The sequence below is a fragment of the Paenibacillus sp. GCM10027630 genome, from assembly GCF_042676305.1.
In the GTDB taxonomy this organism is placed as follows: Bacteria; Bacillota; Bacilli; order Paenibacillales; family NBRC-103111; genus Paenibacillus_S.
The window spans coordinates 1-24,311 of the sequence record NZ_JBHTGY010000050.1 but is presented as its reverse complement, the minus strand read 5'-3'; the positions used below and the strand labels follow the sequence as shown (position 1 = coordinate 24,311).

General features: G+C 45.2%; 23 protein-coding genes, 1 rRNA gene and 1 other RNA gene. 22 read left to right on the top strand and 3 right to left on the bottom strand.

The window, feature by feature from the left end; genetic code table 11:
- Positions 1-43 precede the first annotated feature (43 nt).
- Positions 44-871 carry a polyamine aminopropyltransferase gene (speE, locus tag ACFQ0C_RS24095; protein ID WP_258217697.1) on the top strand — a complete coding sequence of 276 codons (828 nt, stop codon included), beginning with the start codon at positions 44-46 and terminating at the stop codon, positions 869-871.
- 22 nt (positions 872-893) lie between these two features.
- Positions 894-1,763 carry an agmatinase gene (gene speB, locus ACFQ0C_RS24090; protein ID WP_379370345.1) on the top strand — a complete coding sequence of 290 codons (870 nt, stop codon included), beginning with the start codon at positions 894-896 and terminating at the stop codon, positions 1,761-1,763.
- 104 nt (positions 1,764-1,867) lie between these two features.
- On the opposite strand, the gene ACFQ0C_RS24085 is transcribed toward speB, so the two are convergent.
- Entirely contained in the window at positions 1,868-2,713 is an 846-nt protein-coding gene (locus ACFQ0C_RS24085; RefSeq protein ID WP_379370343.1) for a metallophosphoesterase, read from the bottom strand.
- Between the two features lie 85 nt (positions 2,714-2,798).
- The gene (locus tag ACFQ0C_RS24080; RefSeq protein WP_258217694.1) at positions 2,799-3,629 is read right to left on the bottom strand and encodes a helix-turn-helix transcriptional regulator; all 831 of its coding nucleotides are present in this window, start codon (positions 3,627-3,629) and stop codon (positions 2,799-2,801) included.
- Positions 3,630-3,768: 139 nt separating this feature from the next.
- On the opposite strand from ACFQ0C_RS24080, the gene ACFQ0C_RS24075 reads away from it, so the two are divergent.
- From ACFQ0C_RS24075 to ACFQ0C_RS24065, 3 genes are all read left to right on the top strand, one after another.
- Positions 3,769-5,796, top strand: coding sequence for a beta-galactosidase (locus tag ACFQ0C_RS24075; RefSeq protein WP_445324361.1), 2,028 nt, complete (start codon positions 3,769-3,771; stop codon positions 5,794-5,796).
- A 403-nt stretch (positions 5,797-6,199) separates the two neighbouring features.
- A complete protein-coding gene (locus ACFQ0C_RS24070; protein ID WP_379370341.1) occupies positions 6,200-7,102 on the top strand; it encodes a transposase in 903 nt (300 codons plus the stop codon).
- A 633-nt stretch (positions 7,103-7,735) separates the two neighbouring features.
- Positions 7,736-8,146, top strand: coding sequence for a YwiB family protein (locus ACFQ0C_RS24065; protein ID WP_379370339.1), 411 nt, complete (start codon positions 7,736-7,738; stop codon positions 8,144-8,146).
- 39 nt (positions 8,147-8,185) lie between these two features.
- Here the strand turns inward: ACFQ0C_RS24065 and ACFQ0C_RS24060 are convergent, their stop codons facing one another.
- The gene (locus ACFQ0C_RS24060) at positions 8,186-9,361 is read right to left on the bottom strand and encodes a S8 family peptidase (protein WP_379370337.1); all 1,176 of its coding nucleotides are present in this window, start codon (positions 9,359-9,361) and stop codon (positions 8,186-8,188) included.
- Positions 9,362-9,736: 375 nt separating this feature from the next.
- On the opposite strand from ACFQ0C_RS24060, the gene rpoE reads away from it, so the two are divergent.
- The 17 genes from rpoE to ACFQ0C_RS23975 form a co-directional block, all read left to right on the top strand.
- Complete coding sequence (rpoE, locus tag ACFQ0C_RS24055; protein WP_258217688.1) at positions 9,737-10,324, top strand: DNA-directed RNA polymerase subunit delta; 588 nt, start codon at positions 9,737-9,739, stop codon at positions 10,322-10,324.
- Between the two features lie 196 nt (positions 10,325-10,520).
- Positions 10,521-12,122: a CTP synthase gene (locus tag ACFQ0C_RS24050; RefSeq protein ID WP_379370334.1), complete on the top strand. Its 1,602-nt coding sequence runs from the start codon at positions 10,521-10,523 to the stop codon at positions 12,120-12,122.
- A gap of 204 nt (positions 12,123-12,326) precedes the next feature.
- Positions 12,327-12,719: a response regulator gene (locus ACFQ0C_RS24045; protein WP_258217686.1), complete on the top strand. Its 393-nt coding sequence runs from the start codon at positions 12,327-12,329 to the stop codon at positions 12,717-12,719.
- 164 nt (positions 12,720-12,883) lie between these two features.
- The gene (fba, locus tag ACFQ0C_RS24040; protein WP_258217685.1) at positions 12,884-13,738 is read left to right on the top strand and encodes a class II fructose-1,6-bisphosphate aldolase; all 855 of its coding nucleotides are present in this window, start codon (positions 12,884-12,886) and stop codon (positions 13,736-13,738) included.
- 124 nt (positions 13,739-13,862) lie between these two features.
- Positions 13,863-15,116 carry a UDP-N-acetylglucosamine 1-carboxyvinyltransferase gene (locus ACFQ0C_RS24035; RefSeq protein WP_379370331.1) on the top strand — a complete coding sequence of 418 codons (1,254 nt, stop codon included), beginning with the start codon at positions 13,863-13,865 and terminating at the stop codon, positions 15,114-15,116.
- 82 nt (positions 15,117-15,198) lie between these two features.
- Entirely contained in the window at positions 15,199-16,524 is a 1,326-nt protein-coding gene (rho, locus tag ACFQ0C_RS24030; protein ID WP_258217739.1) for a transcription termination factor Rho, read from the top strand.
- Positions 16,525-16,583: 59 nt separating this feature from the next.
- Entirely contained in the window at positions 16,584-17,855 is a 1,272-nt protein-coding gene (locus ACFQ0C_RS24025; RefSeq protein WP_379370329.1) for a radical SAM family protein, read from the top strand.
- A 75-nt stretch (positions 17,856-17,930) separates the two neighbouring features.
- On the top strand, positions 17,931-18,128 hold the full coding sequence (gene rpmE / locus ACFQ0C_RS24020) for a 50S ribosomal protein L31 (RefSeq protein ID WP_171650169.1): 198 nt from the start codon (positions 17,931-17,933) through the stop codon (positions 18,126-18,128).
- Positions 18,129-18,223: 95 nt separating this feature from the next.
- Positions 18,224-18,625 carry a hypothetical protein gene (locus ACFQ0C_RS24015; RefSeq protein WP_379370327.1) on the top strand — a complete coding sequence of 134 codons (402 nt, stop codon included), beginning with the start codon at positions 18,224-18,226 and terminating at the stop codon, positions 18,623-18,625.
- Between the two features lie 46 nt (positions 18,626-18,671).
- Positions 18,672-18,935, top strand: an RNA gene (gene ffs / locus ACFQ0C_RS24010) — signal recognition particle sRNA large type.
- Positions 18,936-19,090: 155 nt separating this feature from the next.
- On the top strand, positions 19,091-20,152 hold the full coding sequence (locus ACFQ0C_RS24005; protein ID WP_258217681.1) for an ATP-binding protein: 1,062 nt from the start codon (positions 19,091-19,093) through the stop codon (positions 20,150-20,152).
- 66 nt (positions 20,153-20,218) lie between these two features.
- Positions 20,219-21,982, top strand: coding sequence for a DNA polymerase III subunit gamma/tau (gene dnaX / locus ACFQ0C_RS24000; protein WP_379370324.1), 1,764 nt, complete (start codon positions 20,219-20,221; stop codon positions 21,980-21,982).
- A gap of 19 nt (positions 21,983-22,001) precedes the next feature.
- Positions 22,002-22,313 (top strand): YbaB/EbfC family nucleoid-associated protein, encoded by a 312-nt coding sequence (locus ACFQ0C_RS23995; protein ID WP_258217679.1) that lies wholly within the window; start codon positions 22,002-22,004, stop codon positions 22,311-22,313.
- 117 nt (positions 22,314-22,430) lie between these two features.
- Complete coding sequence (recR, locus tag ACFQ0C_RS23990; protein WP_258217678.1) at positions 22,431-23,027, top strand: recombination mediator RecR; 597 nt, start codon at positions 22,431-22,433, stop codon at positions 23,025-23,027.
- Between the two features lie 248 nt (positions 23,028-23,275).
- Entirely contained in the window at positions 23,276-23,551 is a 276-nt protein-coding gene (locus ACFQ0C_RS23985) for a YaaL family protein (protein ID WP_258217677.1), read from the top strand.
- On the top strand, positions 23,551-23,820 hold the full coding sequence (locus ACFQ0C_RS23980; protein ID WP_258217676.1) for a pro-sigmaK processing inhibitor BofA family protein: 270 nt from the start codon (positions 23,551-23,553) through the stop codon (positions 23,818-23,820). The genes ACFQ0C_RS23985 and ACFQ0C_RS23980 overlap by 1 nt, the downstream gene beginning before the upstream one ends.
- Before the next feature lie 309 nt (positions 23,821-24,129).
- Positions 24,130-24,311: ribosomal RNA gene (locus tag ACFQ0C_RS23975) — 16S ribosomal RNA — on the top strand; the annotation flags it as partial.

Below are 24,311 nucleotides of genomic sequence, written 5' to 3'. Positions count from 1 at the left end.
TGGAATGGGCGGGAATTCGTGTGAAAGAAGGGTGAAACGAACCATGGAATTATGGTATACGGAGAAACAAACGGAGCAATTCGGTATTACCGCGAAAATTCGCGAGACACTTGTGACGGAGAAAACCGATTTTCAAGATCTTGCCATAATCGATACATTGGAATTTGGCCGCATGCTTGTACTGGACGGTATGGTTATGACCACGGTAAAGGATGAGTTTGTGTATCATGAAATGGTGGCACATCCTGCGTTGTACACGCATCCTAATCCTAAGCATGTACTTGTTGTGGGCGGCGGCGACGGCGGCGTCATTCGTGAAGTGCTGAAGCATCCTGAAGTGGAAAAGGCAGTTCTGGTTGAAATTGACGGCAAGGTTATTGAGTATTCTAAAAAATACTTACCCGAAATTGCCGGTGAATTGGACAACCCTCGTGTTGAAGTAATCGTGAACGATGGCTACATGCATATTCATGATCATAAAAATACTTATGATGTTATCATGGTCGATTCTACAGAGCCTGTAGGACCGGCAGTTGAGCTGTTCAGTAAAGGATTTTACCAAGGTATCTATGAATCACTGAAAGAAGATGGCATTTTCGTTGCACAAACAGACAACCCTTGGTTTAAAGCGGATCTGATCCAAAGCGTCAATCGTGATGTAAAAGAAATTTTCCCGATCGTACGTGTGTATTGCGCGAATATTCCTACCTACCCAAGCGGTTTGTGGACCTTCACTTTAGGCAGCAAAAAACATGATCCATTGCAAGTTGATGAAACGAAAATTCCCGAAATCAACACTAAATATTACTCCCCGCGCCTTCACAAAGCAGCATTTGCGCTGCCGAAGTTCGTAGAGGATCTTTGTAAATAATTTGTTGAAGGAAGTGTAATGCATGCGTTTGGATCAAGCTTATTCCGGCAACGTGTTTATTTTAAGCTCCGATAATTATGAAGCCTCCCGTGCGGTTATCTATGGCATGCCAATGGATTATACGGTCAGCTTCCGTCCCGGTTCCCGGTTTGGTCCTCCCCGCATCCGTGAGGTATCGATCGGACTAGAGGAGTACAGTCCTTATTTGGATAAAAGCCTGGAGGAAATAACCTACTTCGACGCGGGAGATCTGCTTCTGCCTTTCGGTAATCCGGGGCGCAGCTTGGACATCATCGGTGAATATGTCCGCGGTCTGCTGAAAGACGGTAAATTCCCTCTTGGCCTTGGCGGAGAGCATCTGTGTTCTTGGCCGGTATTCCGTGAAGTATATGCCAAGTATCCTGACTTGGCGATTGTTCATTTCGACGCTCATGCTGATTTGCGTGAACAATATGAAGGAGAGCCGTTATCCCATTCAACACCACTGCGCAAAGCAGCTGAGTTGATGGGCGGACGAAACATTTATCAGTTTGGTATCCGTTCTGGCTCCCGCGAGGAGTTCAAGTATGCTCGTGAGAATATTAACTTCCACCCGTTCGAAGTGCTGGAGCCTTTGAAGAAGGTGCTCCCGGAGCTTGCTGGACGTCCTATTTATTTGACTATTGATATTGACGTGCTCGATCCGTCCTGTGCACCGGGTACAGGTACTGCAGAAGCAGGAGGGATTACCTCCAAAGAGCTTCTAGGTGCCATCCATGCTATGGCTGCGGCGAATCTCAACTTTGTTGGCGCCGACGTTGTGGAAGTAGCTCCTGCGTATGATCCGACAGAGCAGACGCAAATCGTAGCGGCGAAATTAATTCGTGAAATATTGCTTGGGCTTGTTAAGTAACCCCAGCTTCAACAAAACTATAAAAGGCAGCTTCTTTGCGTGGTTTGCAAAGAGCTGCCTTTTTTTCTTAAACAGAGAATTTAAGCTGTAATATTATTCTGGGCTCAGGCCCTATGGAGTGTAAATACGGTCAACTCCGGCCTGCACCAAAACCGGATAGGCAAGACGGAGACTCCGATACCGCGATTCGTATAGACCTGAAGCTTGCCGTTGCCTAGCGTGTACAAGCCATCGACATATTTTTGGCCAAATTGGGGGGTGACCACATGACCGTAGAAAGGCAAGCGGACTTGGCCGCCGTGAGTGTGCCCAGATAATTGCAGATCAACGGGGTGCTGAAGCGCTATATCCGCGAAATCAGGGCAATGGGATAGAAGCAAAGTGAATTCTTCCTTTGGCACCTGTTGAAGCGCTTTTCGCAGGTCGGGTTTACCATCCCACATATCATCTACACCACTTAGCCATATCCTGGAGCCGCCTCTTTTTATCGGGATTGATCGGTTGATTAGAAGGTCGAAGCCGCTGTTAGTGAGGATACCTGAGATTTTTTCCGACTCCTTGCCATAATAGTCGTGGTTTCCAAGCACCGCTGCTTTGCCTAGCGGGGCTTTCAGTAGGGATAATTGCTGAAGAATCTGATTATCCTCGCTGACTACGGAATCGAACAAATCACCAGTGAAGCAGATCAAATCAGGCTGTAACTTTTGGATGACCCCAACCAGATGGGTTAACTGCTTCACGGAGTAGTGAAAGCCTAGATGAACGTCACTGAATTGGATCACACGTATGCCGTCAAAGGCAGCAGGAAGCCGCTTAAGGGATAGCGTAATCATCCGAGTCTGAAGCCATCCAGGCTCAGCGTACCTCGCGTAACCATAACCGGAGAATGGTGCTAAGACTGTTCCTGCGAGCGTGTAGGCGCATTTTTTCAAAAAGGCCCGTCTATTCATTCTTGAGCCACCCATTCAACATCTCCTTTGCTTACGATTTTAATATTCATATGTTGTATAAACGGATTTAATCAAGCAAAGTTACCTAAAGTCGACGATGAATTTTGCGAAAATGACTTGGAGTGACACCTTCTTGCTTTTTAAATAATTTAATAAAATAACTGCTGTCCTCATAGCCTACATGTTGGGCCACATCTCGGACCTCCATATCCAATTGTTGCAGGAGCAGCTCCTTCGCTTTACGCAGCCGGTAATGGGTCAAATAGGTAATGGGCCTAATTCCCAACGCTTGCTGAAATAGAAGACAGGTGTGCTGAGGCGTCACCCTTAGACTATCCGCCAACTGCTGGAGACTGATGGGTTGATTGTAATTTTCCTCAATATAGTGAAAGGCCGGTGCCAATTGTTCGGCATGCTGTTGTTTCGAACGGACCTCCGAGTGGGAGGTGTACAAAAACAGGTCGAGCAGAAGCTGGTAGACGAGTGCAGAACATTCTACCCCGCGAAGCGGATTTTGCAATTGCAGCAGAGATAAAATAGCGCCTATCTTAGAGAGTGTAATGTCAGGGTTAGTTAAATAAAGCACCGTAGAAGCGTCGAAATGCATAGAGGCTAGCATCTCCGACATATGAGCGCCGTTAAAAGTAACCCATTTAAGTGACCATGGCTCCCGAACGGGGGTGTATTCGTGTTTTTCATGAGGAAACAGCAGCATTCCTTGTCCTTGACTGACAGTGTACGATTTGCCGCCTACTTCTAGTCGGCCCATACCATTCAATGTTTGTATCCACTGATAATCAGGGAAGCCTGCTTCTCTTCTCATCGGCTCCTGATTATACCAGCTTCCGACACTTGTTACATACATGGGAAACTTCATTTCCATCTCTGTAATGACACCAAAAATATTATGATCCATCTCTGTCATCCTTCTATTGTTTATTGACAATACAATATGAATATTTTCATATTAACAAGAAAATACTCTGATTGATATAGTAGAAAGATTAGGATTATCATACTCATATGATTGTATTTGATGAAGGAGGTAATACGTTGTGGCGGTATCCAAAAATGTTAAACTGCCCCATATGTTTTATGGAGGGGATTACAATCCAGAGCAATGGCCGGAGGAAGTTTGGCTTGAGGATATGAGATTAATGAAGAAAGCGGGTGTCAATATTGTCAGTATTGGCATTTTCAGCTGGGCTGCCTTGCAGCCGGGTCCGCAAACCTATGATTTTGCCTGGATGGACCGGCTAATGGATTTGCTCGCGGCTAACGGAATCATGGCTGACCTTGCGACAGCCACAGCGTCACCTCCAGCTTGGTTGGCCAAGCTGCATCCAGAATCGCTTCCGGTTGATGAGAATGGGGCACGCTATATGCAGGGCTCGAGACAGCACTACTGCCCGAATAGCAAGGCATTTCGATTGTATGGGCAGCAGTTGGTCCGCAAGCTGGCTGAACGCTACAAGGATCATCCTGCCTTGGCGATGTGGCATATTAATAATGAGTATGCCTGTCATATTTCGCGCTGCTATTGTGATGAATGCTCATTGGAATTCAGAGTTTGGTTACAGAAAAGGTACGGTACACTGGATGTGCTGAATTCAAGTTGGGGCACAAATTTCTGGAGTCAGAAATATTATGGTTGGGATGAAATTGGACTGCCTGGCAAGACGCCTACTTACGCTAATCCAGGACAGCAGCTCGACTATATGCGATTTATGTCCGACAGCTTGCTTGATGCCTATTTGGGTGAACATCGTATTCTCAAGGAGATCACACCTGAGCTCCCCATTATGACCAACTTCATGGGTGCGTTTAAGCCGCTGGATCAGTTCGAATGGGCTAAGCATATGGATGTAGTCACCTGGGACAGCTATCCGGAGCCGACGAGCGGAATTCCTGTTTTTGCTGCAATGCAGCATGATTTGATGCGCAGCCTAAAGGGTGGACAACCATTTATTCTAATGGAGCAAGTTACGAGTCAAGTGAACTGGCGGCAGCATAATCCATTGAAGAGACCGGGTGTCATGCGTCTGTGGAGCTATCAGACTATCGCTCGTGGTGGCGATGGGGTAATGTTCTTTCAATGGCGCCAATCCTGGGCTGGAGCGGAAAAGTTTCACGGAGCTATGGTCACACATACTGGAGATGAAAACAGCCGGATTTACCGCGAAGTGGAGCAGCTGGGCAACGAACTGAAGCTGCTTGATGCTATTGTTGACGCTCGCGTTGAGTCGAAGGTGGCCATCCTATTTGATTGGCATAACTGGTGGGCGCTGGAGCTGGATTCCAAGCCCAACCGTGATGTGCTGTATGTAGAACAAATTCGTCAGTATTATCAGGCATTGTTCAAGAGTAATGTAGGGGTTGACTTTGTCCAACCCAATGCAGATTTAAGCGGTTATAAGCTCGTGTTGGCTCCTGCAATGTACATGGTAGGAGACGGTGTAGCTGACAACTTAGAAGCTTATGTTCAAGCAGGAGGTACTTTACTCACAACGTTCTTTAGCGGTATTGTTGATGAGAACGATCGTATCCATCTGGGCGGTTACCCTGCGCCTTTGCGTAAACTACTTGGTCTTTGTGTTGAAGAATTTGACCCAATGCTGCCTGGACAAACCAATGCCATTAATGTTGAAGGATTAGGTGAGGCAGATGGCGAATATAGCTGCAATCTTTGGGCCGATCTTATACGTCTAGAGGGAGCAGTATCTCTGGGTAGCTTTAAGACTGACTTTTTCGCAGGATCGCCTGCAGTTACAGTCAATAATTTTGGGCAAGGCAAGACCTACTATGTAGGCACCCAAGTGGAGGAGTCCTTCATTGATGGATTGTTAGGGCATATTATTGGCGATGTGGGCCTTACAGCACCATTGGATGTGCCGGCTGGCGTGGAGTTGAGCGTGCGAACTAATGGCGACCGACGTTTTATCTTTGTACTCAACCATCTGGCAGAGACAGTTGATGTGCAGCTGCCAGAAGGGGCTTTCATCGAACTGCTTGGCGGCAGTACTCTCCGCGATAAACTGCAGTTAGAACCTAATGGGGTTGCTATCTTGCATAAACAGGACTAATCACGGAAACAAAAGGACTCCAATCAGCTTCCTTCCTCGTAAGGGAGGGCTGAATTGGAGTCTTTATTTTTATTTTTAACCTTAGATCATCTCAGATCATAGATCATTTCCTTCAAGATAACCGTTCTTGATAAAAGAGTCTTGCATAGTCGCATTAACCACTCTAAGCACACCAGGCACACCAGGCCACCAGGCACACTAAGCACACCAAGCACTCATCCATTGCTTATGGTCACTATCCCCTTCACTCAGTTAGCAAATTTTTAATCGTTCAACTATCCTTCTTCGTCGCTACCCCTCAAATTTTCTGTCTCTTATTTATTGAAAAAAAGTTGTTAAGGGAACATATGTTTGATATAATAAAGGGAACAAATGTTCCGTAAAATGGTGGGGGTGCATTTAATTGGTAGAGGGGTCGGCTGTTGGAGAAGATAGGCTTAAAGTTGAGGAATTAATGGGACAATTTAATACGGAACAAGCTTGTGCTGATGCGTTGTATGCAGCCAAATGGCCGAATGGGTTTCGCTGCGCACGTTGCGGGCACCTGCATGCCTATAAAATCACAACACGAAGGCTCCCGTTATTGGAATGCAGAGCCTGCCACTATCAGGAATCCCTTACCGCAGGTACTGTAATGGAGGGCAGCAGGAGCAGTCTGCGTAAATGGTTCCATGCCATCGTTCTCGTTTCATATAGTCCAGGTGGTGTTAACGCTGTGCAACTTGGTGGAGCGATTGGCGTCACCTACAAAACAGCTTGGCTTATACTTCACAAACTACGTCATGCGATGAGCCAGGCGGATACATATATTAAGTTGTCTGGCAGTGTCCGGGTGAATGCAGCTTTTTATGGTCGCCCTCACAACCCGAGCCTCCAGCGCCATCCCCAAGAGCAACCGCTACTAGTTGGTGCTTCTATCAATAATGAAGGCCAATCTATTTATATCAAAATAAAACAAGTGGAACAAAATTATCTTCTGGAGCGATCTGTCAAGCATGCAGGGACTCGCGCTTTTATGGAGAGCCAAGTTGAAGCGGGAGCAGCTGATGTTGAGTTCGTTACGGCCAGGTTTAGTTCCCGACGTTTTCAGACATTATTGGATAACGTTAAGGAAGCAAGCAGGTGGATCAACAAAATGTTCCATGGAATAGGTCCGAAGTATTTACAAGCCTACCTTGACGAATACTGCTGTAGAATGAACTACAATAATCAAGAAGGATCGATTTTAAAGCGTCTGATGCATCTGTGCGCTTCCACTGAAACAGTGACGTCTCGTTCTTTAATTGGATTCGTAGTCACTACATAGCCTGACTATGCATTTTTTAGTATTTGATCGCTCCTATCCATACAAATCGCAGATAAGAATGAGGAATTTATAATAGACTGGTGGAACTTTACTGAACTAAGGGGATAGTGGTCGTAAGAGTGTGGAAATACAATCAATCTTTGGCTGAGCCCGACCCAAGCAAATTGAATATAACTCGATCTAGCGCCAACTAACTCTATCCACCCGACCAAACTCGATCTAGCGCCAACTAACTCTATCCACCCGACCAAACTCGATCTAGCGCCAACTAACTCTATCCACCCGACCAAACTCGATCTAGCGCCAACTAACTCTATCCACCCGACCAAACTCGATCTAGCGCAAACTAACTCTATCTAACCCAACTCAACTCAATCTAGCTCATTCTAAGCATCTAAACTACTCAATTAAACCAACCCAACGCAATAGAAAAATGAAAAAAGTTGCTGCTGAAACTTAAGGGACGATACTGAACCAAGGGGATAGTGACCATAGGCTTGCTGTAAGATAATAATGTGTGAAGTCTCAAATTCCAAATAAATAGACCTCCTGATATAGTCGACGACGTTGCAGTGTAATTGAAAAAAATGATTTCATTCGTTAAACTGTTTCTTGTGACAGGAGGAATGAGTTATGAATACACCTATAAAGGTACATATACTTATAGATAGTTATATTGAAGATCAGCACATCGCTCAAAAAGCGGACGGTGACTTGTATTTGAAGGGTAACCATTATTACTTACGTTATAACGAAGAAGCTCCGGAAATGGAAGGGACCGTTACAATCATTAAGCTGGGACAGGATAGCATCCGTATCCTTCGTCAAGGAAGTCTTCGTTCGGAGCAGACTTTTATTAGGGGTCAACGCTTAAATGGTTATTATGACACACCTCAGGGCAAGCTGGACATGGAAACGCTGACTGAATCTTTGGCAATCAACTTAACTGGAGGTCTTGGAACTGCTGAGTGGAGTTATGAGCTGTTTGTGATGGGGGATAGAGCTGGAGTTTATAAGCTAAGGCTCACTGTTACTGCTAAATAGCTGACTTGCAACCATAGAAAAAAGCCGGCCCATACGAATTCAAATATCCGCATAAGCCGTCTTTGCTAGTGCGCCAACTGCACGCAGCGCGTGAATTTCTTTTATACTCATTCCGGTTCGAAGCAGAAGTTTGGCATTTTTCTTGATAATTGACTTGACTTGCATCGGTTTTAAACCAGGCTTTCGAGAGAGCATCAGCGCTATAACGCCTGTTACATGGGAGGTGGCCATTGAGGTACCGCTCAGCTCATGGTATTTCCCTCTTAGCCAAGTTGAATAGATCTTGTCGCCAGGAGCATAGATGTCGATCTTGCTGCTGATGTTGCTGAAAGGAGCGATTTGTCCCCGCCTAGTTGTAGCTCCCACTGCAATGACTTGACGCAGCCTTGCCGGATAGTCAATAGTAGCCTGCTTACCTTCATTTCCGGACGAAGCAACAACGATGACGCCCGCTTGATAAGCGTTGCGGATTGCGGCCTCCAATGCTTTGCTGTAGGCTTTCATGCCGAAGCTCATATTAATAATATGAATTTGATTTTTCACGCACCAATCAATGCCACCTATGATATCGGAGACAAAGGCGCTCCCTTGATTATCAAATGCTTTAACGGGATGGATCATCGCTGATGGAGCTACGCCATTAATACCTCGCAGGCGACTTGAGGCTGCAATTGTACCTGCAATGTGGGTACCGTGTCCATTATCATCATTAGGCATCAGATGCCGGTTTAGGAGATTCACTCCATAGGATAGACAGTGTCGTAGATCGGGATGAGTGTAATCAGCTCCGGTGTCAATGATACCGATTCGAATGCGCTCTCCCTTGGATTTTCCCCATGCTTGGGGAGCCCGGATATGTCTAATCCCCCAAGGCACGGTTCCAGCTCCACTGCGTGCTTTATTGCCGTTGGACGGCTGAACGGCACTTATTATTTTGGATGAATGAACTTTCATCTTACTGTCCATTTCGATCGATTTAATGTAGGGAACAGAAGACAGCTTTGCTGTTGATTGCAGCGTGCAAGATATGGCGTTAATGATTTTCAACGGCTGCACGTTGTTCAATCGGGTTAAAGAATGCTTCATCAGGTTACACTGCTGAATACATGCTGCGTAATCGTCGCGGTTGGTGAATCGTATGATATGCTTGCGGTCATCGTTTTCTGTGCCCTCCATGGCTTCATGCAGCCATTCGACAAACAAGGATGGTTTCAAAGTTGTCGCCCCTCCCGCGCATCGGAATCCCCTTATTTCCACTTTTCATATCCTATGTTAAAGGGAGTTCGGTGGCATGTGCACATGGCCTTTTTCAAAATAAATGGGTTCTCAGCCGTGTCATAAACTTTATTGCTACATACGATGAATAAGGGGAATCAGACGGTTCTCTTACTTATTAGTAGGGGGAAGCGGCGGACGTAGTTCGCGTGTCTTCGTGGATACAGTCAAGGGCGAAGGAAGGAAATCCTTCGCTTCTTCCTTATGCTGAAGCAAGGCAGTTGCTTTTTTACATAAAATAAGGTTTACTATTAGGGAGTATAATGGATAATATAGTTAGAACTCTTGTGAAAATGTTTGAAGGGATGTGCTTGGATGAGTGCACAGTACACTCTCAAGGTCGGTGCGGAGCAGGCCAAAGAGATGCCAATGGTCGACCTTGCATTTGAAGTGCTAAAAGCAGCGAATACGCCTTTTTATTATCGGGACCTTATGGCGGAAATCTCCAAAATTAAAGGACTCTCCGAAGAAGCAGTCATGCAGGTAATCGCTCAACTATATACGGAGATCAACATTGATGGTAGATTTGCATGTGTTGGTTCGAATCTATGGGGGCTGAAACGCTGGTATCCTGTAGAAAAATCAGAGGATGCTGTAGGAAGTGCTAAACGTCCTCGCATCATTAATGATGAAGATGATGATTTGGACGATGATGATTTGTTTGCTGAAGAAGAGGATGCTTTTGTCGAGGAAGAAGAGTACGATTCCTTCGATAAAACGCGTGATGATGATTTCGATGCCGAAGAAGAGGTAGAGGAAGAAACTGAATTCCTGGCAGAAGAAGAAATAGATGAAGAAGAGATCGACGACAACGCCTTGGAGGAAGAAGACTCTGATTTAGATGAGGATGAGGACGAAGAGAGCGATGAAGACGAGGACCTGGACGACGAGAAAGGTAAATAAGTCGAATTGTTCTCGCTTTACTTGACAGCGCTGTGCGTTGGGGGGTAAAATATTTTCTGGGCTTTTGATATAAAGAGTGTATCATGACGGATGTCTTGACTATAAAGTGCCCCCGCTTATAACGGGGCGCTTTTTCTTTTTTAGGATGTAATATTTCGGAAAAAAGGCATACTATCAAAATTGGAGGTTTACATACATGACTAAGTATATTTTTGTTACGGGAGGAGTCGTGTCCTCATTAGGAAAAGGGATTACGGCTGCTTCACTTGGTAGGCTGTTGAAGAATAGAGGGCTCAAAGTAACGATACAAAAGTTTGATCCTTACATCAACGTGGATCCAGGGACAATGAGTCCTTATCAGCATGGCGAGGTATTTGTAACCGATGATGGTGCGGAAACAGATTTGGATTTGGGTCATTATGAGCGGTTTATCGATATTAACCTTTCGAAGAATAGCAATGTAACAACCGGTAAAGTTTATTCCTCCGTTATTACCAAAGAACGTCGTGGAGAATATTTGGGAGGTACGGTCCAAGTTATTCCTCACATTACGAATGAAATTAAAGACCGTGTATTTCGTGCTGGGCGTGAAGCTCAATCTGATGTTGTAATCACAGAGATTGGGGGCACGGTTGGCGATATTGAGAGCTTGCCGTTTCTAGAGGCGATCCGTCAAATTAAAAGTGATATCGGTCGAGAAAATGTGATGTACATTCATGTGACACTTATTCCTTATTTGAAGGCTGCCGGTGAGGTCAAAACAAAACCAACCCAGCACAGTGTCAAAGAACTCCGCAGCATTGGTATTCAGCCGCATGTTGTAGTGTGCCGTACGGAGCATCCATTAACAGAGGATATGAAGCGCAAGCTGGCGTTGTTTTGTGATATTGACCTCGGAGCCGTTGTCGAATGTCTGGATGCGGATACTCTGTATGAGGTACCGATGATGCTGCGGGAGCAAGGATTGGATGATATCGTAGTTAATCATTTGAAATTAACGACTAATCAGCCAGAAATGACAGAATGGGAAAATCTTGTTAAGCGCGTCAAGTCATTGAAGCATACAACTGAAATTGCAATTGTTGGTAAATATGTTGCTCTTCATGATGCTTATTTGAGTATTGTTGAAGCGCTTGGTCATGCTGGAATAGATAGCAATACGGAAGTGAAAATCCGTTGGGTGAATGCGGAGGATGTCTACGATCATAACGTAGCTGAACTGCTTCATGGTGTACAAGGTATCCTTGTCCCAGGCGGTTTCGGAGACCGTGGAATAGAGGGTAAAGTATCGGCGATCCGCTATGCCCGTGAGAAGAAGGTGCCTTTCTTCGGTATATGTCTTGGCATGCAAGTAGCCGTTGTAGAATATGCTCGTTCCGTGCTGAAGCTGGAAGGCGCTAATAGTTCAGAGATCAATCCAACAACACCGTATCCGGTAATTGATCTGCTGCCGGAGCAAAAGGATGTTGAAGATTTAGGCGGCACTATGCGCCTCGGCTTGTATCCTTGTAAGCTTACTGAAGGTTCCCTTGCAATGCATTGCTATGACGATGAACTGGTTTATGAGAGACATCGTCACCGTTATGAGTTTAACAATGAATACCGTGAGTCCATGGAGGCTGCCGGATTTAAAATTACTGGAACCTCACCGGATGGAAGGCTGGTTGAAATCATCGAGTGCCCTGATCATCCGTGGTTTCTGGCTGTACAGTTCCATCCTGAGTTTACTTCGAGACCGAACCGTCCTCAGCCTTTGTTCAAGCATTTTGTGCAAGCGGCTTTTCAAGTTGAAAAATAGAGGCATGTATCCATATTTAGCAGCATAATACAATAGCAATAGAAAATACGGTTTCACTTCAAAAACTTCTTGATTTGTAAAACTTTTCAAATTTCCTTCAAATGCAGCAGGAATCTCGTTATTTGTATCGAATTTATTTTGTTAGGCTAGATCAACAGAACGGAATTCCGACAAATGTGAACGCGATATGAGGAGGTTACCGTATTGAAGAAAAAGTTGCTTATTGTGGATGATCAGAATGGTATTCGGATCTTGCTGATGGAAGTGTTCAGCAGCGAAGGGTATGAGACCTACCAAGCATCGAACGGCAAGCTTGCTCTGGACATTGTAAGGAGCGTTTCCCCCGACCTGGTTTTACTGGACATGAAGATTCCAGGAATGGACGGATTGGACATTTTGAAGCATATCAAAAGCATCGACAGCACGATAAAAGTCATTATGATGACTGCATACGGTGAGCTGGACATGATCAAGGAAGCAACAGACCTCGGAGCGATCATGCACTTCACCAAACCTTTTGATATCGATGAACTGCGCAGTGCGGTAAACAATCATTTGCGTTCAACTAATAATAGTTCTTACGCTGTGGGATCCTGAATTTAGGGTCTCTTTTTTTTGTGCGGAGGGATCTGTTCATGGCTTTGAAAAAAGCCAAAGGCTTGGTTATCATTTCATTATTTGTATGCTATAATAGGTCAGTATGACAGATGAGCGGTTTATCGCAATAAACTCGGTCAATAAATACTAGGAGGAAGAGTCACATGCCGTTAGTTTCAATGAATGAATTTTTGCCTAAAGCTAAAGCTAATAAGTTCGCAGTAGGTCAGTTCAATATGAATAATCTGGAGTTCGCTCAAGCGATTGTAGACGCAGCTCAGGAACTAAATTCTCCTTTTATCTATGGTGTTAGTGAGGGAGCTTTGAAGTATATGGGTATCGAATTTACTGTGGCTATTGCAGAAGCAGCGGCTAAGAAATCCGGTTTGCCGATTGCTCTGCATTTGGATCATGGTAGCAGCTTTGAAGTTGCAATGAAATGTATTCGTGCGGGATTTAGCTCGGTTATGTTCGATGGTTCCCACTATTCTTTCGAAGAAAACATCCGTTTGACGAAAGAAGTTGTAAAAGCTGCGCGCGCTATGGGCGTATCAGTAGAAGGCGAACTCGGAACTATCGGCGGTGTGGAAGATGACATCAGCGTAGACGAAGAGAATGCAAGCTTGGCGAAGCCAGAAGAAGCAATTCGCTTCTATGAAGAAACTGGTGTTGATTGCTTAGCCATTGCAGTAGGTACTGCACATGGTATGTATGCAGGAGAGCCAAACATCCGTTTTGATATTATTGAGCAGGTTTCCAAAGCGATTCCGGTACCAGTCGTGCTTCATGGTGGATCTGGTGTGCCTGATGAAATGATTATTAAAGCAATCGCAGCAGGGGTAGGCAAAATCAACGTAAACACAGAGAATCAAGTTGCTTGTACTGAAGCTATTCGTGAAGTTCTTAACAAAGACGCGAAAGTGTACGATCCTCGTAAATACCTCACTCCTGCTCGCAAAGCCATGGTTGAAGTGGTTAAATCCAAAATTCAATTGTTCGGTAGTTCCAACCAAGCTTAATTTGATTGACGGGGAATGCATCGCAAAAGATGTATTTCCCTTCTATTGTTTTTATCAGTCACGCCTGTCGGTTATTCATATCGTTTAGCGCTTTAAAGTGGTTACGTGGGAGGAAGAGGGACGAATGGAGAAATTGATGGTCGCCGGCGGTCGGCCGCTGCGGGGGACGGTCCAAATTAGTGGTGCCAAGAACAGTGCTATTGCTTTGATACCTGCAGCTATTTTATCGGAATCAACAGTTATATTGGATAATTTGCCTGTATTGAGCGATGTGGCTATTTATTCGGAGCTGCTTGAGGAACTGGGTGCAACGGTTCAGTGGAATGAAGATTATATGAGTATCGATCCAAGCCGTTTGCAGTCTAAGCCAATGCCTAATGGAAATGTCAAAAAGTTGAGAGCGTCTTATTATCTTATGGGTGCGCTGCTAGGTCGCTTTGGGGAAGCAACAATCGGATTGCCTGGAGGTTGTAATTTTGAGCCTAGGCCGATTGATCAGCATATTAAAGGTTTTGAAGCATTAGGAGCACGTGTAAGCACAGAGAATGGAGCTTTGCATATTAAAGCTAAGCAACTGGTTGGGGCTAAGATTTATTTGGATGTTGTTAGCGTGGGTGCAACGATTAATATTATGTTAGCGGCCTCACGTGCCAAAGGGTTTACTTTGATCGAAAATGCGGCGAAAGAGCCTGAAATCATAGATGTTGCTACACTTTTGAACGCCATGGGCGCTAAGATTAAAGGAGCTGGAACAGAAACGATCCGTATCGAGGGCGTTGATTCCATGCATGGGTGCCGTCATTCCATTATTCCAGACCGCATTCAAGCGGGTACTTATATGATAGCTGCAGCTGCAACACACGGAGACGTTGTTGTAGATAATGTTATACCTAAGCATCTAGAAGCTATTACTGCTAAATTGCAGGAGATGGGTGTAATTATTCATGAAATGGATGAATCCATCCGTGTTATTGGACGACCAGAGTATGAAAGCGTCGACGTTAAGGCACTTGTATATCCGGGATTTGCGACGGATCTACAGTCTCCCATGGCGAGCTTGCTCACCCAAACCAAAGGTGTCAGCATTCTGAGCGATTACGTGTACAGCAACCGTTTCAAGCATGTTCCGGAATTGCTTCGTATGGGTGCTAAGATCAAGGTGGAAGGACGGTCGGCTGTTATTGAAGGCAGCAAACTGAGCTTCGCTAAGGTGAAGGCAACCGATTTACGTGCCGGTGCTGCATTGGTTATTGCCGGACTAACTGTATCAAGTGGTGTAACTGAAATAACTGGTGTTGAGTATATCGATCGTGGGTACGATCACCTAGTGTTGAATCTATCAAATTTAGGTGCAGAGGTTTGGCGAGAACAAGGTTAAATTTGGTATAGGTGAAGTAAATTTGGGTAATGCTAGATTATATTTCAAATTTTGAAAATTTAATAGTTTGGTGGTTGAGATGATGGATATGCCTCTAGCACAACTAGAAGGTTTGAAACTGACAGAGCTTTACCAATTGGCCAAAAAGCATCAAATTCCATACTATGGAACATTGAAGAAAAAAGAACTTATTTTCGCCATTTTACGAGCACAGGCAGAAAAAAGCGGATTGATGTTTATGCAGGGCGTTCTGGAAATACTACAAGATGGATTTGGCTTTTTGAGGCCTATCAACTATTTACCTAGCTCTGAGGATATTTATATTTCTGCTTCGCAGATTCGTAAGTTTGATCTTCGATCGGGTGACCTGGTTTCAGGAAAGTGCAGGCCCCCTAAAGAGAACGAACGTTATTTCGGCCTTTTGCATGTTGAAGCGGTGAATGGAGAGGATCCTGTTACCGCAGCAGAGCGGCTGCATTTCCCGGCCCTAACCCCTTTGTATCCGCAAAGAAAGTTGAATTTGGAAATATCCCCTACCCATCTTTCCACTCGACTTATGAATTTGTTGGCCCCTGTTGGTTTTGGCCAGCGTGGTTTAATTGTTGCTCCTCCCAAAGCAGGTAAAACACTGTTGCTTAAAGAAATAGCCAACAGTATTTCAACGAATCATCCCGAGGTAGAGCTTTTTGTACTCCTGATTGATGAGCGTCCGGAGGAAGTTACCGATATGCAGCGCTCTGTTAAGGGCGAGGTTGTCGCTTCCACCTTCGATGAACTTCCAGAGAATCATATTAAAGTTGCTGAGCTTGTATTGGAGCGTGCACAGCGTCTGGTTGAACATAAAAAGGATGTTGTCATATTGCTCGACAGCATAACTCGCCTCGCTCGTGCCTACAATCTAGTTATTCCTCCATCCGGACGTACGTTATCTGGTGGTATCGATCCTGGTGCTTTTCACCGTCCTAAACGTTTCTTTGGGGCTGCTCGTAATATTGAGGAAGGCGGGAGCTTGACGATTTTGGCTACCGCATTAGTTGAAACGGGATCTCGTATGGATGATGTTATTTACGAGGAATTTAAAGGTACGGGTAATTTAGAGCTTCATTTGGATCGCAAGCTCGCCGAACGACGCATTTTCCCGGCTATCGACATTCGTCGTTCTGGAACACGACGCGAGGAGATGCTCTTAACCAAAGAAGAACTGGATAAAGTATGGGCGATCCGCAAAAGTATGAATGATTCACACGAATACATCGAAGCGTTTATTAAAAAATTGGCCGATTCGAAATCGAATCAAGAATTTTTGGATTCGCTTGAAACCGGAAATAACAAGCCGTCTGGCGGGAACAGCACATCTTCATCTTCCTCAGCCTCACCGTCCAAACGGGTTAAAAATTCCGCATCATAAGTGACAGCTGCAACTTCAATAACATCGAAGTTATGGTTCACATAAGGAGTAAGTTCGATATGAATGTAGTCTATGCCGATCGTGATGGAAATGTCTTCGACCATCCTGATTTTGTTGCACTCGGTCGTAATGGAGACATGGTAACGGATATCATGGATGATGAGTTGATTCCGTTGCCTGAAGGAGCAACATTGGTTAGTTTGCCTGATACCCGACCTATTGGCATTCATGTCGAGTCGGGTCAGATGCAGGTGCTGCCAGGCGAGGTAAATGCAGTAGGCGCGCTTATGCCTCAAGGGTTCACGCGGCTGTTGCTCCCTGGCTACGCCAAGTCGGATAAAACGAAGGTTCTCCCCCTTTTCGGATATACAGCAGTTGTATGGAAGGAAGGACAATTCTTCGTTGCCGCTCATGCAAGTGATGATCCCGAGCCATGGAACCCGCGCAACTGCGATCCAGACGAGCTTGAAGTCAAGGTAGGGAGCTTGCTGAAGCAGTACGATGGGAATCGCTTGTACCAGCATTTGTCCAACTGTGCACTGGAGTATGAGTGCTTGACGGCTTCGAATACATTCTTGGGCAGGCTCGAAGGTGCTGTGCCCGTTTCTTTTTCCTGTAACGCGGGCTGCTTCGGATGTATTTCCGAACAGCCGGAGGATAGCGGATTCCCTGCTCCGCAAACAAGGATGAACTTTAAGCCCACAGTGGATGAAGTCGTTCAGGTAATGCTGGAGCATTTGAAAACGCCAGACGCTATTATCAGCTTCGGGCAAGGCTGTGAGGGTGAGCCTTCTACGCAAGCTCCAACCATTATTGAGGCGATGCGCCGTGTAAGGCAGCAAACCAGTAATGGGTTTATCAATATCAATACGAATGCGGGCTTGACCGATCATATCCGTGGGATCGTTGATGCAGGATTGGATTTGATGCGCGTAAGTACGATCAGCGCACTTGACGATCACTACAACTCATACTACAAGCCGCGTGGCTATACTTTGCGTAATGTGGAGAAGTCGCTTCGCTATGCAGCGGACAAAGGTGTCCTTACTTCGATCAACTACCTCATCTTTCCGGGCGTAACTGACCGTGAGGAAGAGGTGGAGGCGATGATTGAATTTGTTCGCCGCACGGATCTGAAGCTGATACAGCTGCGTAATTTAAATATTGATCCTGAAAGTTATTTGAATTTGATTCCAAAAGCTCAGGGAGAGCTGCTTGGTATGAAGCAAATGATAGAGATTTATGAACAGGAACTGCCAGGTGTTGTTCTGGGTTCCTATACCCATATTCCGGCAGCGTTGAAGCGTAGAAATGACTTGCAACAGCAGTGATTTACGTGATATAATCTTGCATGTGTTTATCAACTCTGATTCACATGGTGTTTCAGGGCAAAAGAGGTGAAAGTCATGAAAGAAGCAATCCATCCAACGTATCACAACACTACACTTACATGCGCTTGTGGTAATGTTTTTGAAACAGGTTCCATTAAGCAAAACCTGCGTGTTGAGATTTGTTCCGCTTGCCACCCATTCTTCACAGGTAAGCAGAAATTTCTTGATGCCGGCGGTCGTGTTGATAAGTTCAAAAAGAAATACGGCATCTAATTCTAGATGTTTCCAATGGCTTACAGCATAAATTAACCTCCTGTGGCTATCCTAAGAACACAATTCTTAGGATAGCTTCAGGAGGTGTTTTCGTTTTGAGCCTACGACCACTTACAAGAGAAAGAATCGTTGTATCCATATTGACTGTATTTTTGGCCACAGCTTCTTTGACTGCTTGCCAGAAGCAAAACACACAGGTTAAATCCTATTCGCAAGATGGGCTTCTGGGAATTACGGATGTCAATCCCAATATGCCGACTAGCCCGACTCATCATACCTATTTGGCAGATACGAGGCTGATGAAGGCTACTATTAACCAAGTACCCCATGTAACAGGTTCAACGATTTCAGTCAATGGGGATACAGCTAACGTTAAAATAGATGTCCCTGCTAATTTAACCGATCAGGAAGTAGCGGTTGTAGAGAAGGAAGCCAGAGATAAGCTATCCCAAGCAATGCCCCGATATACGGTAAAGGTTTCCGTTTCTCGTAAATAATGCTGCAGGTTGCTATTTCAGTATGAATCGTCTATACTTATCTTTGCCGTGCTAGACGGGGAGGTAGCGGTGCCCTGTAACCTGCAATCCGCTACAGCGGGGTTGATCGCCTAACTGCGGTATTGCGATGTAAGGCTTGGGTTTTAGAATTGGTGTTGAGAGTCGGGTCCTCCGCAATGGATGCTTGTGAATCCGGTCAGGTTCGGAAGGAAGCAGCCGTAAGCGGGATGTTCCATGTGCCGGAGGGTGGCCTAACTTGAGCTGAGTCTAAAAATTCCGCTTGGATCGTAATATCAAATTAGGTGCACGGTTTTACTTACAATTTATGCACACGATAAACATCGGGATAGGCTCTTCTAGGGCTTAAGAACGGTGTTTTTTTGCGTTTACAGAAGGAAAATGAAATATTTAGGAGAATTGTATACTAAAGTTAACTAGGGTTGGCAGACAAAGGGGGGTGGCCCGGTGCAGCAAGGTTTAAATTTGCTACAACGATTCGCTGGTACATTTTTGCGTGATGTTAATCTTGGAGTCATATTGATGAATACGCAATTTGAGCTTATTGATATTAGCGATATGGCATGCCGTGTGCTAGGATTAACTAAAGAGGATGTTATTAATTGCCAGGTAGAGCAGATTTTTGCTAACATGCCTGCGGAACATCAACTGGTGCACCGTAATATTTTGGATGGCATGGTTGTCCGAAATCATGCACTTTCTTGGACAAACAATCAAGAGCGCTATGAGCTGCTGGTGGATTCCAATGTGCTTCGTGATGAAGATCATCGAGTTGTAGGCGCCTACATCATATTTAAGGATGTTACCAATCTTCGTTCGTTAGAAGAGCAAGTGCAGCGCAGTGATCGGTTGGCTATGATTGGTCAAATAGCGGCAGGGACGGCTCACGAAATTCGCAATCCGCTTACTTCGATCAAAGGCTTCCTGCAGATGATGCGCAAAACGATGAAGGATCTGGGAATGGACCGTGAAACCGGGTATACCGAAGTCATGCTGACCGAGATCAATCGGATTAATGAGTTGGTAAATGAGTTTCTATTGCTTAGCAAGCCCAAAAATGTGACTTACGTAGAGGTAGATACCTCGCAGGTTATGAAGGACATTCTTCCAATAATTAATAATGAGGCTATCATGCATGGCGTTATCATGCACTACGAATCAGCAGATAAGCTGCCGTCGGTAATAGCGGATAGGGAGTTGTTGAAACAAGTATTTTTAAATATATGCAAAAATGGCATCGAGGCTATGGGGGACGGAGGCCATTTAACCTTAACCGAAAGGGTGGACGATGACGAGCGTAAAGTGAACTTTGATATTCATGATACAGGCCCCGGAATTCCCTTGTTTGTTATTGATAAAATTTTCGATCCTTTTTTTACCACCAAGGCTGAGGGGACCGGGTTAGGCCTATCGGTGTGTCAGCGTATTATTCACGATATCGGCGGTCATATTCGCGTTTCCTCGAAAGGCTTCGGGACCACATTTACCGTTAGTATCCCTTTTCCTTAACCACTTCAAAGACATTCCGTTGTGTAGTATAATAAACAGGATAAACAATTACTGGAGAGGATGCTTTTGTCACATATCGCATTATACCGAACGTGGAGACCGCAGGCTTTCCGAGAAATTGTTGGTCAAAAGCACATCGTTCAAACACTGCAAAACTCTCTTCGCGAAGGTCGGTTTACGCATGCTTATTTATTCAATGGTCCAAGAGGGACGGGTAAAACGAGCGCGGCTAAAATATTAGCCAAAGCCGTAAACTGCTTGAATGGCCCGGCGGTAGAGCCTTGTAATGAATGTGCCAATTGCATACGTATTACGGAAGGTGCAGTCATGGATGTAGTGGAGATCGATGCAGCCTCTAATCGGGGTGTGGAAGAAATCCGGGACATTCGCGACAAGGTGAAATATGCGCCAACCGAAGTTCGCCAAAAGGTATATATTATCGATGAAGTCCATATGCTGACGACGGAAGCTTTCAATGCTTTGTTAAAAACATTGGAGGAACCGCCTGCACATGTTATGTTCATTCTGGCTACTACAGAGCCGCACAAGCTGCCGGCCACGATTATATCGCGATGCCAAAGGTTTGATTTCCGTCGTGTTTCACTCGAGGACCAGGTGGAGCGGCTGCATGAGGTATGCCGGGAAGAACGGATAGAAGCTGATGATGATGCGATCCGATTTATCGCCAGACTTTCTGACGGCGGAATGCGCGATGCACTCAGTTTGCTGGATCAGATTATGGCGTTTTCAGGGCAGCACGTTACTTATGACGACGTTATTTCCATTACCGGAGGGATGGCTTCAGATCAGTTTGAAAAGCTGGTTCAGGCCATCAAACAGCGTGATGTAGGAGCGGTGCTGCAGCTGATCGATGATTTTATGCAGGAGGGTAAGAGTGCCGACAAGTGCATGGAAAACCTGCTGTATTATTTCCGCGATTTATTGATGGTCAAGATGGTTCCCGGCTCACAAGCCGTAACGGATCGAATTATTGATGTAAAAAGATTTGCCGGTGTTGCTGAGTCATTCACTACACAAGAGCTTATTTCCATGATGGATACGTTGAACTATTACCAAACCGAGATGAAATACTCGGTTCAGCCTCAGACGCTGCTTGAAGTGGCGCTGATGAAGCTGAGCAGCTCTACTGCTGGAGGGGCTCCCTCACGGACTGGTGCCGGCGATGGCTCCAAAGGAGCGGAACGTGCTCCTGATGGACTTGTGTCTCAATTAATGAGCCGTATTCAGCGGCTTGAGGAGCAGTTGGTGCAGCTGCAGAAGCAGGGTGTTGCACCTGCGGCGGGTAGTGCTTCCGGCGGTGGGGCTGGGCAATCCGGTTCCGGCTCAAGAAGTACAGCGATTCCGGCGGCGATGAAGAAGAGTGTCGAGAAGCTGGACGGCTTCCTGGAAGGGAAGGACTCTCAGGATTCTAAGTCGGTACTCCAGAAGTGGAATCAGGTGTTGGGTCGGGTGAAGGAACAGCGAATTACCATTCATGCCTGGTTGGTTGACGGTGAGCCTGTATCGGTTCATGGAGATGCAGTATTGGTAGCATTTAAAAGCTCGATGCATCGGGAAACGACAGAGAAGCCGGCTAATAAACAATTGATTGAGCAGGTAATGGCGGATGTTTTGGGCAGTCCGTACAGGTTGATATCCATCATGATTAAGGATTGGAAGTCAGCTGCTGATCAAGTTAAACCGGTTGAAGGAAGTAAAGAAGAGCTTAAGCTTGTTCCAGAGGATGAACCTGTGGCTGCTAGAGAAGAATGGATTAGTGAGGCTATTCAATTATTTGGTGAAGACTTAGTTAAAATAAAAGAAGACTGATAACGAGGAGTGATTTTTTATGAACAACATGAATCAAATGATGAAGCAAGTTAAGAAGATGCAGGAGCAAATGCTGAAAACCCAAGAGGAGCTTGCTCAAAAATCGGTGGAAGGCTCTGCCGGCGGCGGGGTTGTAACTGTAAGCGTAAACGGGCAAAAGAAAATCACCTCTATCCTGATCAAGCCTGAAGCTGTGGATCCAGAGGATGTAGAAATGCTGCAGGACCTCGTCTTGACTGCTGTCAATGATGCTATGACCAAAGCTGAGGAGCTCGCTAATAAAGAAATGTCTCGCTTAACCGGTGGAATGAACATTCCCGGCTTATTCTAATTTAACACCATAAGAGTGACAACCAACTCAGTCGTGCTTCAAGAAACGGTTGCACCCTAGTGATAACTGGCTTCGATGTACCCTGATGTTATGGTTGCGCCATAAGGAGCTATCCCTTTGTTTTATCCTGAACCGTTAGCTAAACTGATCGACGCCTTCTCCCGTCTGCCGGGTATTGGCCCCAAGACAGCGGCACGGCTTGCTTTTCATGTGCTGCGAATGAAGGAAGAGGATTGTATTGATTTCGCCAAAGCGTTGGTGAATGTCAAAAGGAATCTGCATTATTGCTCCATCTGTTGTAACATTACAGATACCGACCCCTGCCGTATTTGCCAGGACAAGGGAAGGGATCATTCAATAATTTGCGTTGTTCAAGAGCCGAGAGATCTTGTTGCCATGGAGAGAACCCGCGAGTTTAACGGCTACTACCATGTGCTTCATGGAGCCATTTCACCTATGGAAGGTATCGGTCCTGACGAAATCCGCATTGCTGATTTGTTGAAACGTTTGAGCGATGAGAGGGTGCAGGAGCTGATTCTGGCTACGAACCCTAATATTGAAGGTGAAGCAACAGCTATGTATTTATCTCGGCTTGTTCGGTCTTTTGGCTTAAAGGTCACTCGCATCGCGCATGGACTACCCGTTGGTGGCGATTTGGAATATGCGGATGAGGTTACTTTAACCAAAGCGCTTGAAGGGCGCAGAGAACTATAGTTTATCGGAAGTTTATTTTTGATGTTACTACCAGAAGTTCCTTAGCATAAAGTCGTGCATATCTATGATATGCATGGCTTTTTTTTGTTTTCGGCAGGTCATTTGTACTTTTTGCTAATTTGGCGTTCTATCTTGGGAGTTGGTTTCATATGTATATAAAAGAGGCAAGAAGCTGCAAAATACTTATTCACTTTTGTAGTACATGCTCTGGTCCTATCACTTATCACTGTATTTAGGAGGGGATTGGGTTGAGATTTTGGCATCGATTGAGTCGTGTACAGCGAAGGAAGTCAGAGTTGGAGATGAATGACAAGCTACAGCTTATGCAGGAAATTGAAAGAGCTCACATGGAATGGGTAACCGCACAAAAAAGGCTGGACTTCGTTCTGGAAAAAGAACAGATTGACTATGCTGTTTTTGCGTTGGAAGCTGCTGAAAAACGTTTTGAAATGCTTATTAAACAGGCAAAAAATTTAAAGCTGTCTGCCATAGAAGTTAACAGGGGGAGGGTTATGGAGGGGTAATGATAAAGTCCTATTTGTTGTGGGGGATTTTTAGCATTTCGGGTATTCTTCTGGTGTTTACACTGTTTCGTCACAGGTTTGCGTTTAACTGGATCGGTTATCTTTGCCTGAATGTTGCAATTGCCGCTTTTTTATTGTATATTGTAAATCTGCTCGGGCCGTATACACGTGTGGAAGTGCCGATCAATGCGACCACAGTCGGGACCGTGAGTGTTCTAGGAGTTCCGGGTTTATTGCTGCTTGTTGCAGTGAAGCTTTGGATTGTATGATGTGGTTTTTCCTTCGTTGGAAAATAAAACTTGCAATCAGGTTTTCAACTGTGGTATATTAAGAAAGTCGCCGCTAAAACAAAACACGAAATACTGTGAATGTATAGCTGTGATGGATTGCTTAATTCAAGTAATAAGTTAGAATTTGCCCTTTGAAAACTGAACAACGAGTGAGTGTTAAAATAGAGAATGCAAATTCTCGATAGCATTACTTTTGAGCTTAAGACAAGCTTTTTTACACCCATGTAATGTGGGGCCCCCGAAAAGTATTCGGAATTCTCTGCGGAGGTTCGCGTCACTTTTTGGGGTATCGTGGAGAGTTTGATCCTGGCTCAGGACGAACGCTGGCGGCGTGCCTAATACATGCAAGTCGAGCGGATTGTTCTTTCGGGAACAGTTAGCGGCGGACGGGTGAGTAACACGTAGGCAACCTGCCTGTAAGACCGGGATAACTATCGGAAACGATAGCTAAGAGCGGATAGCTGGATGGA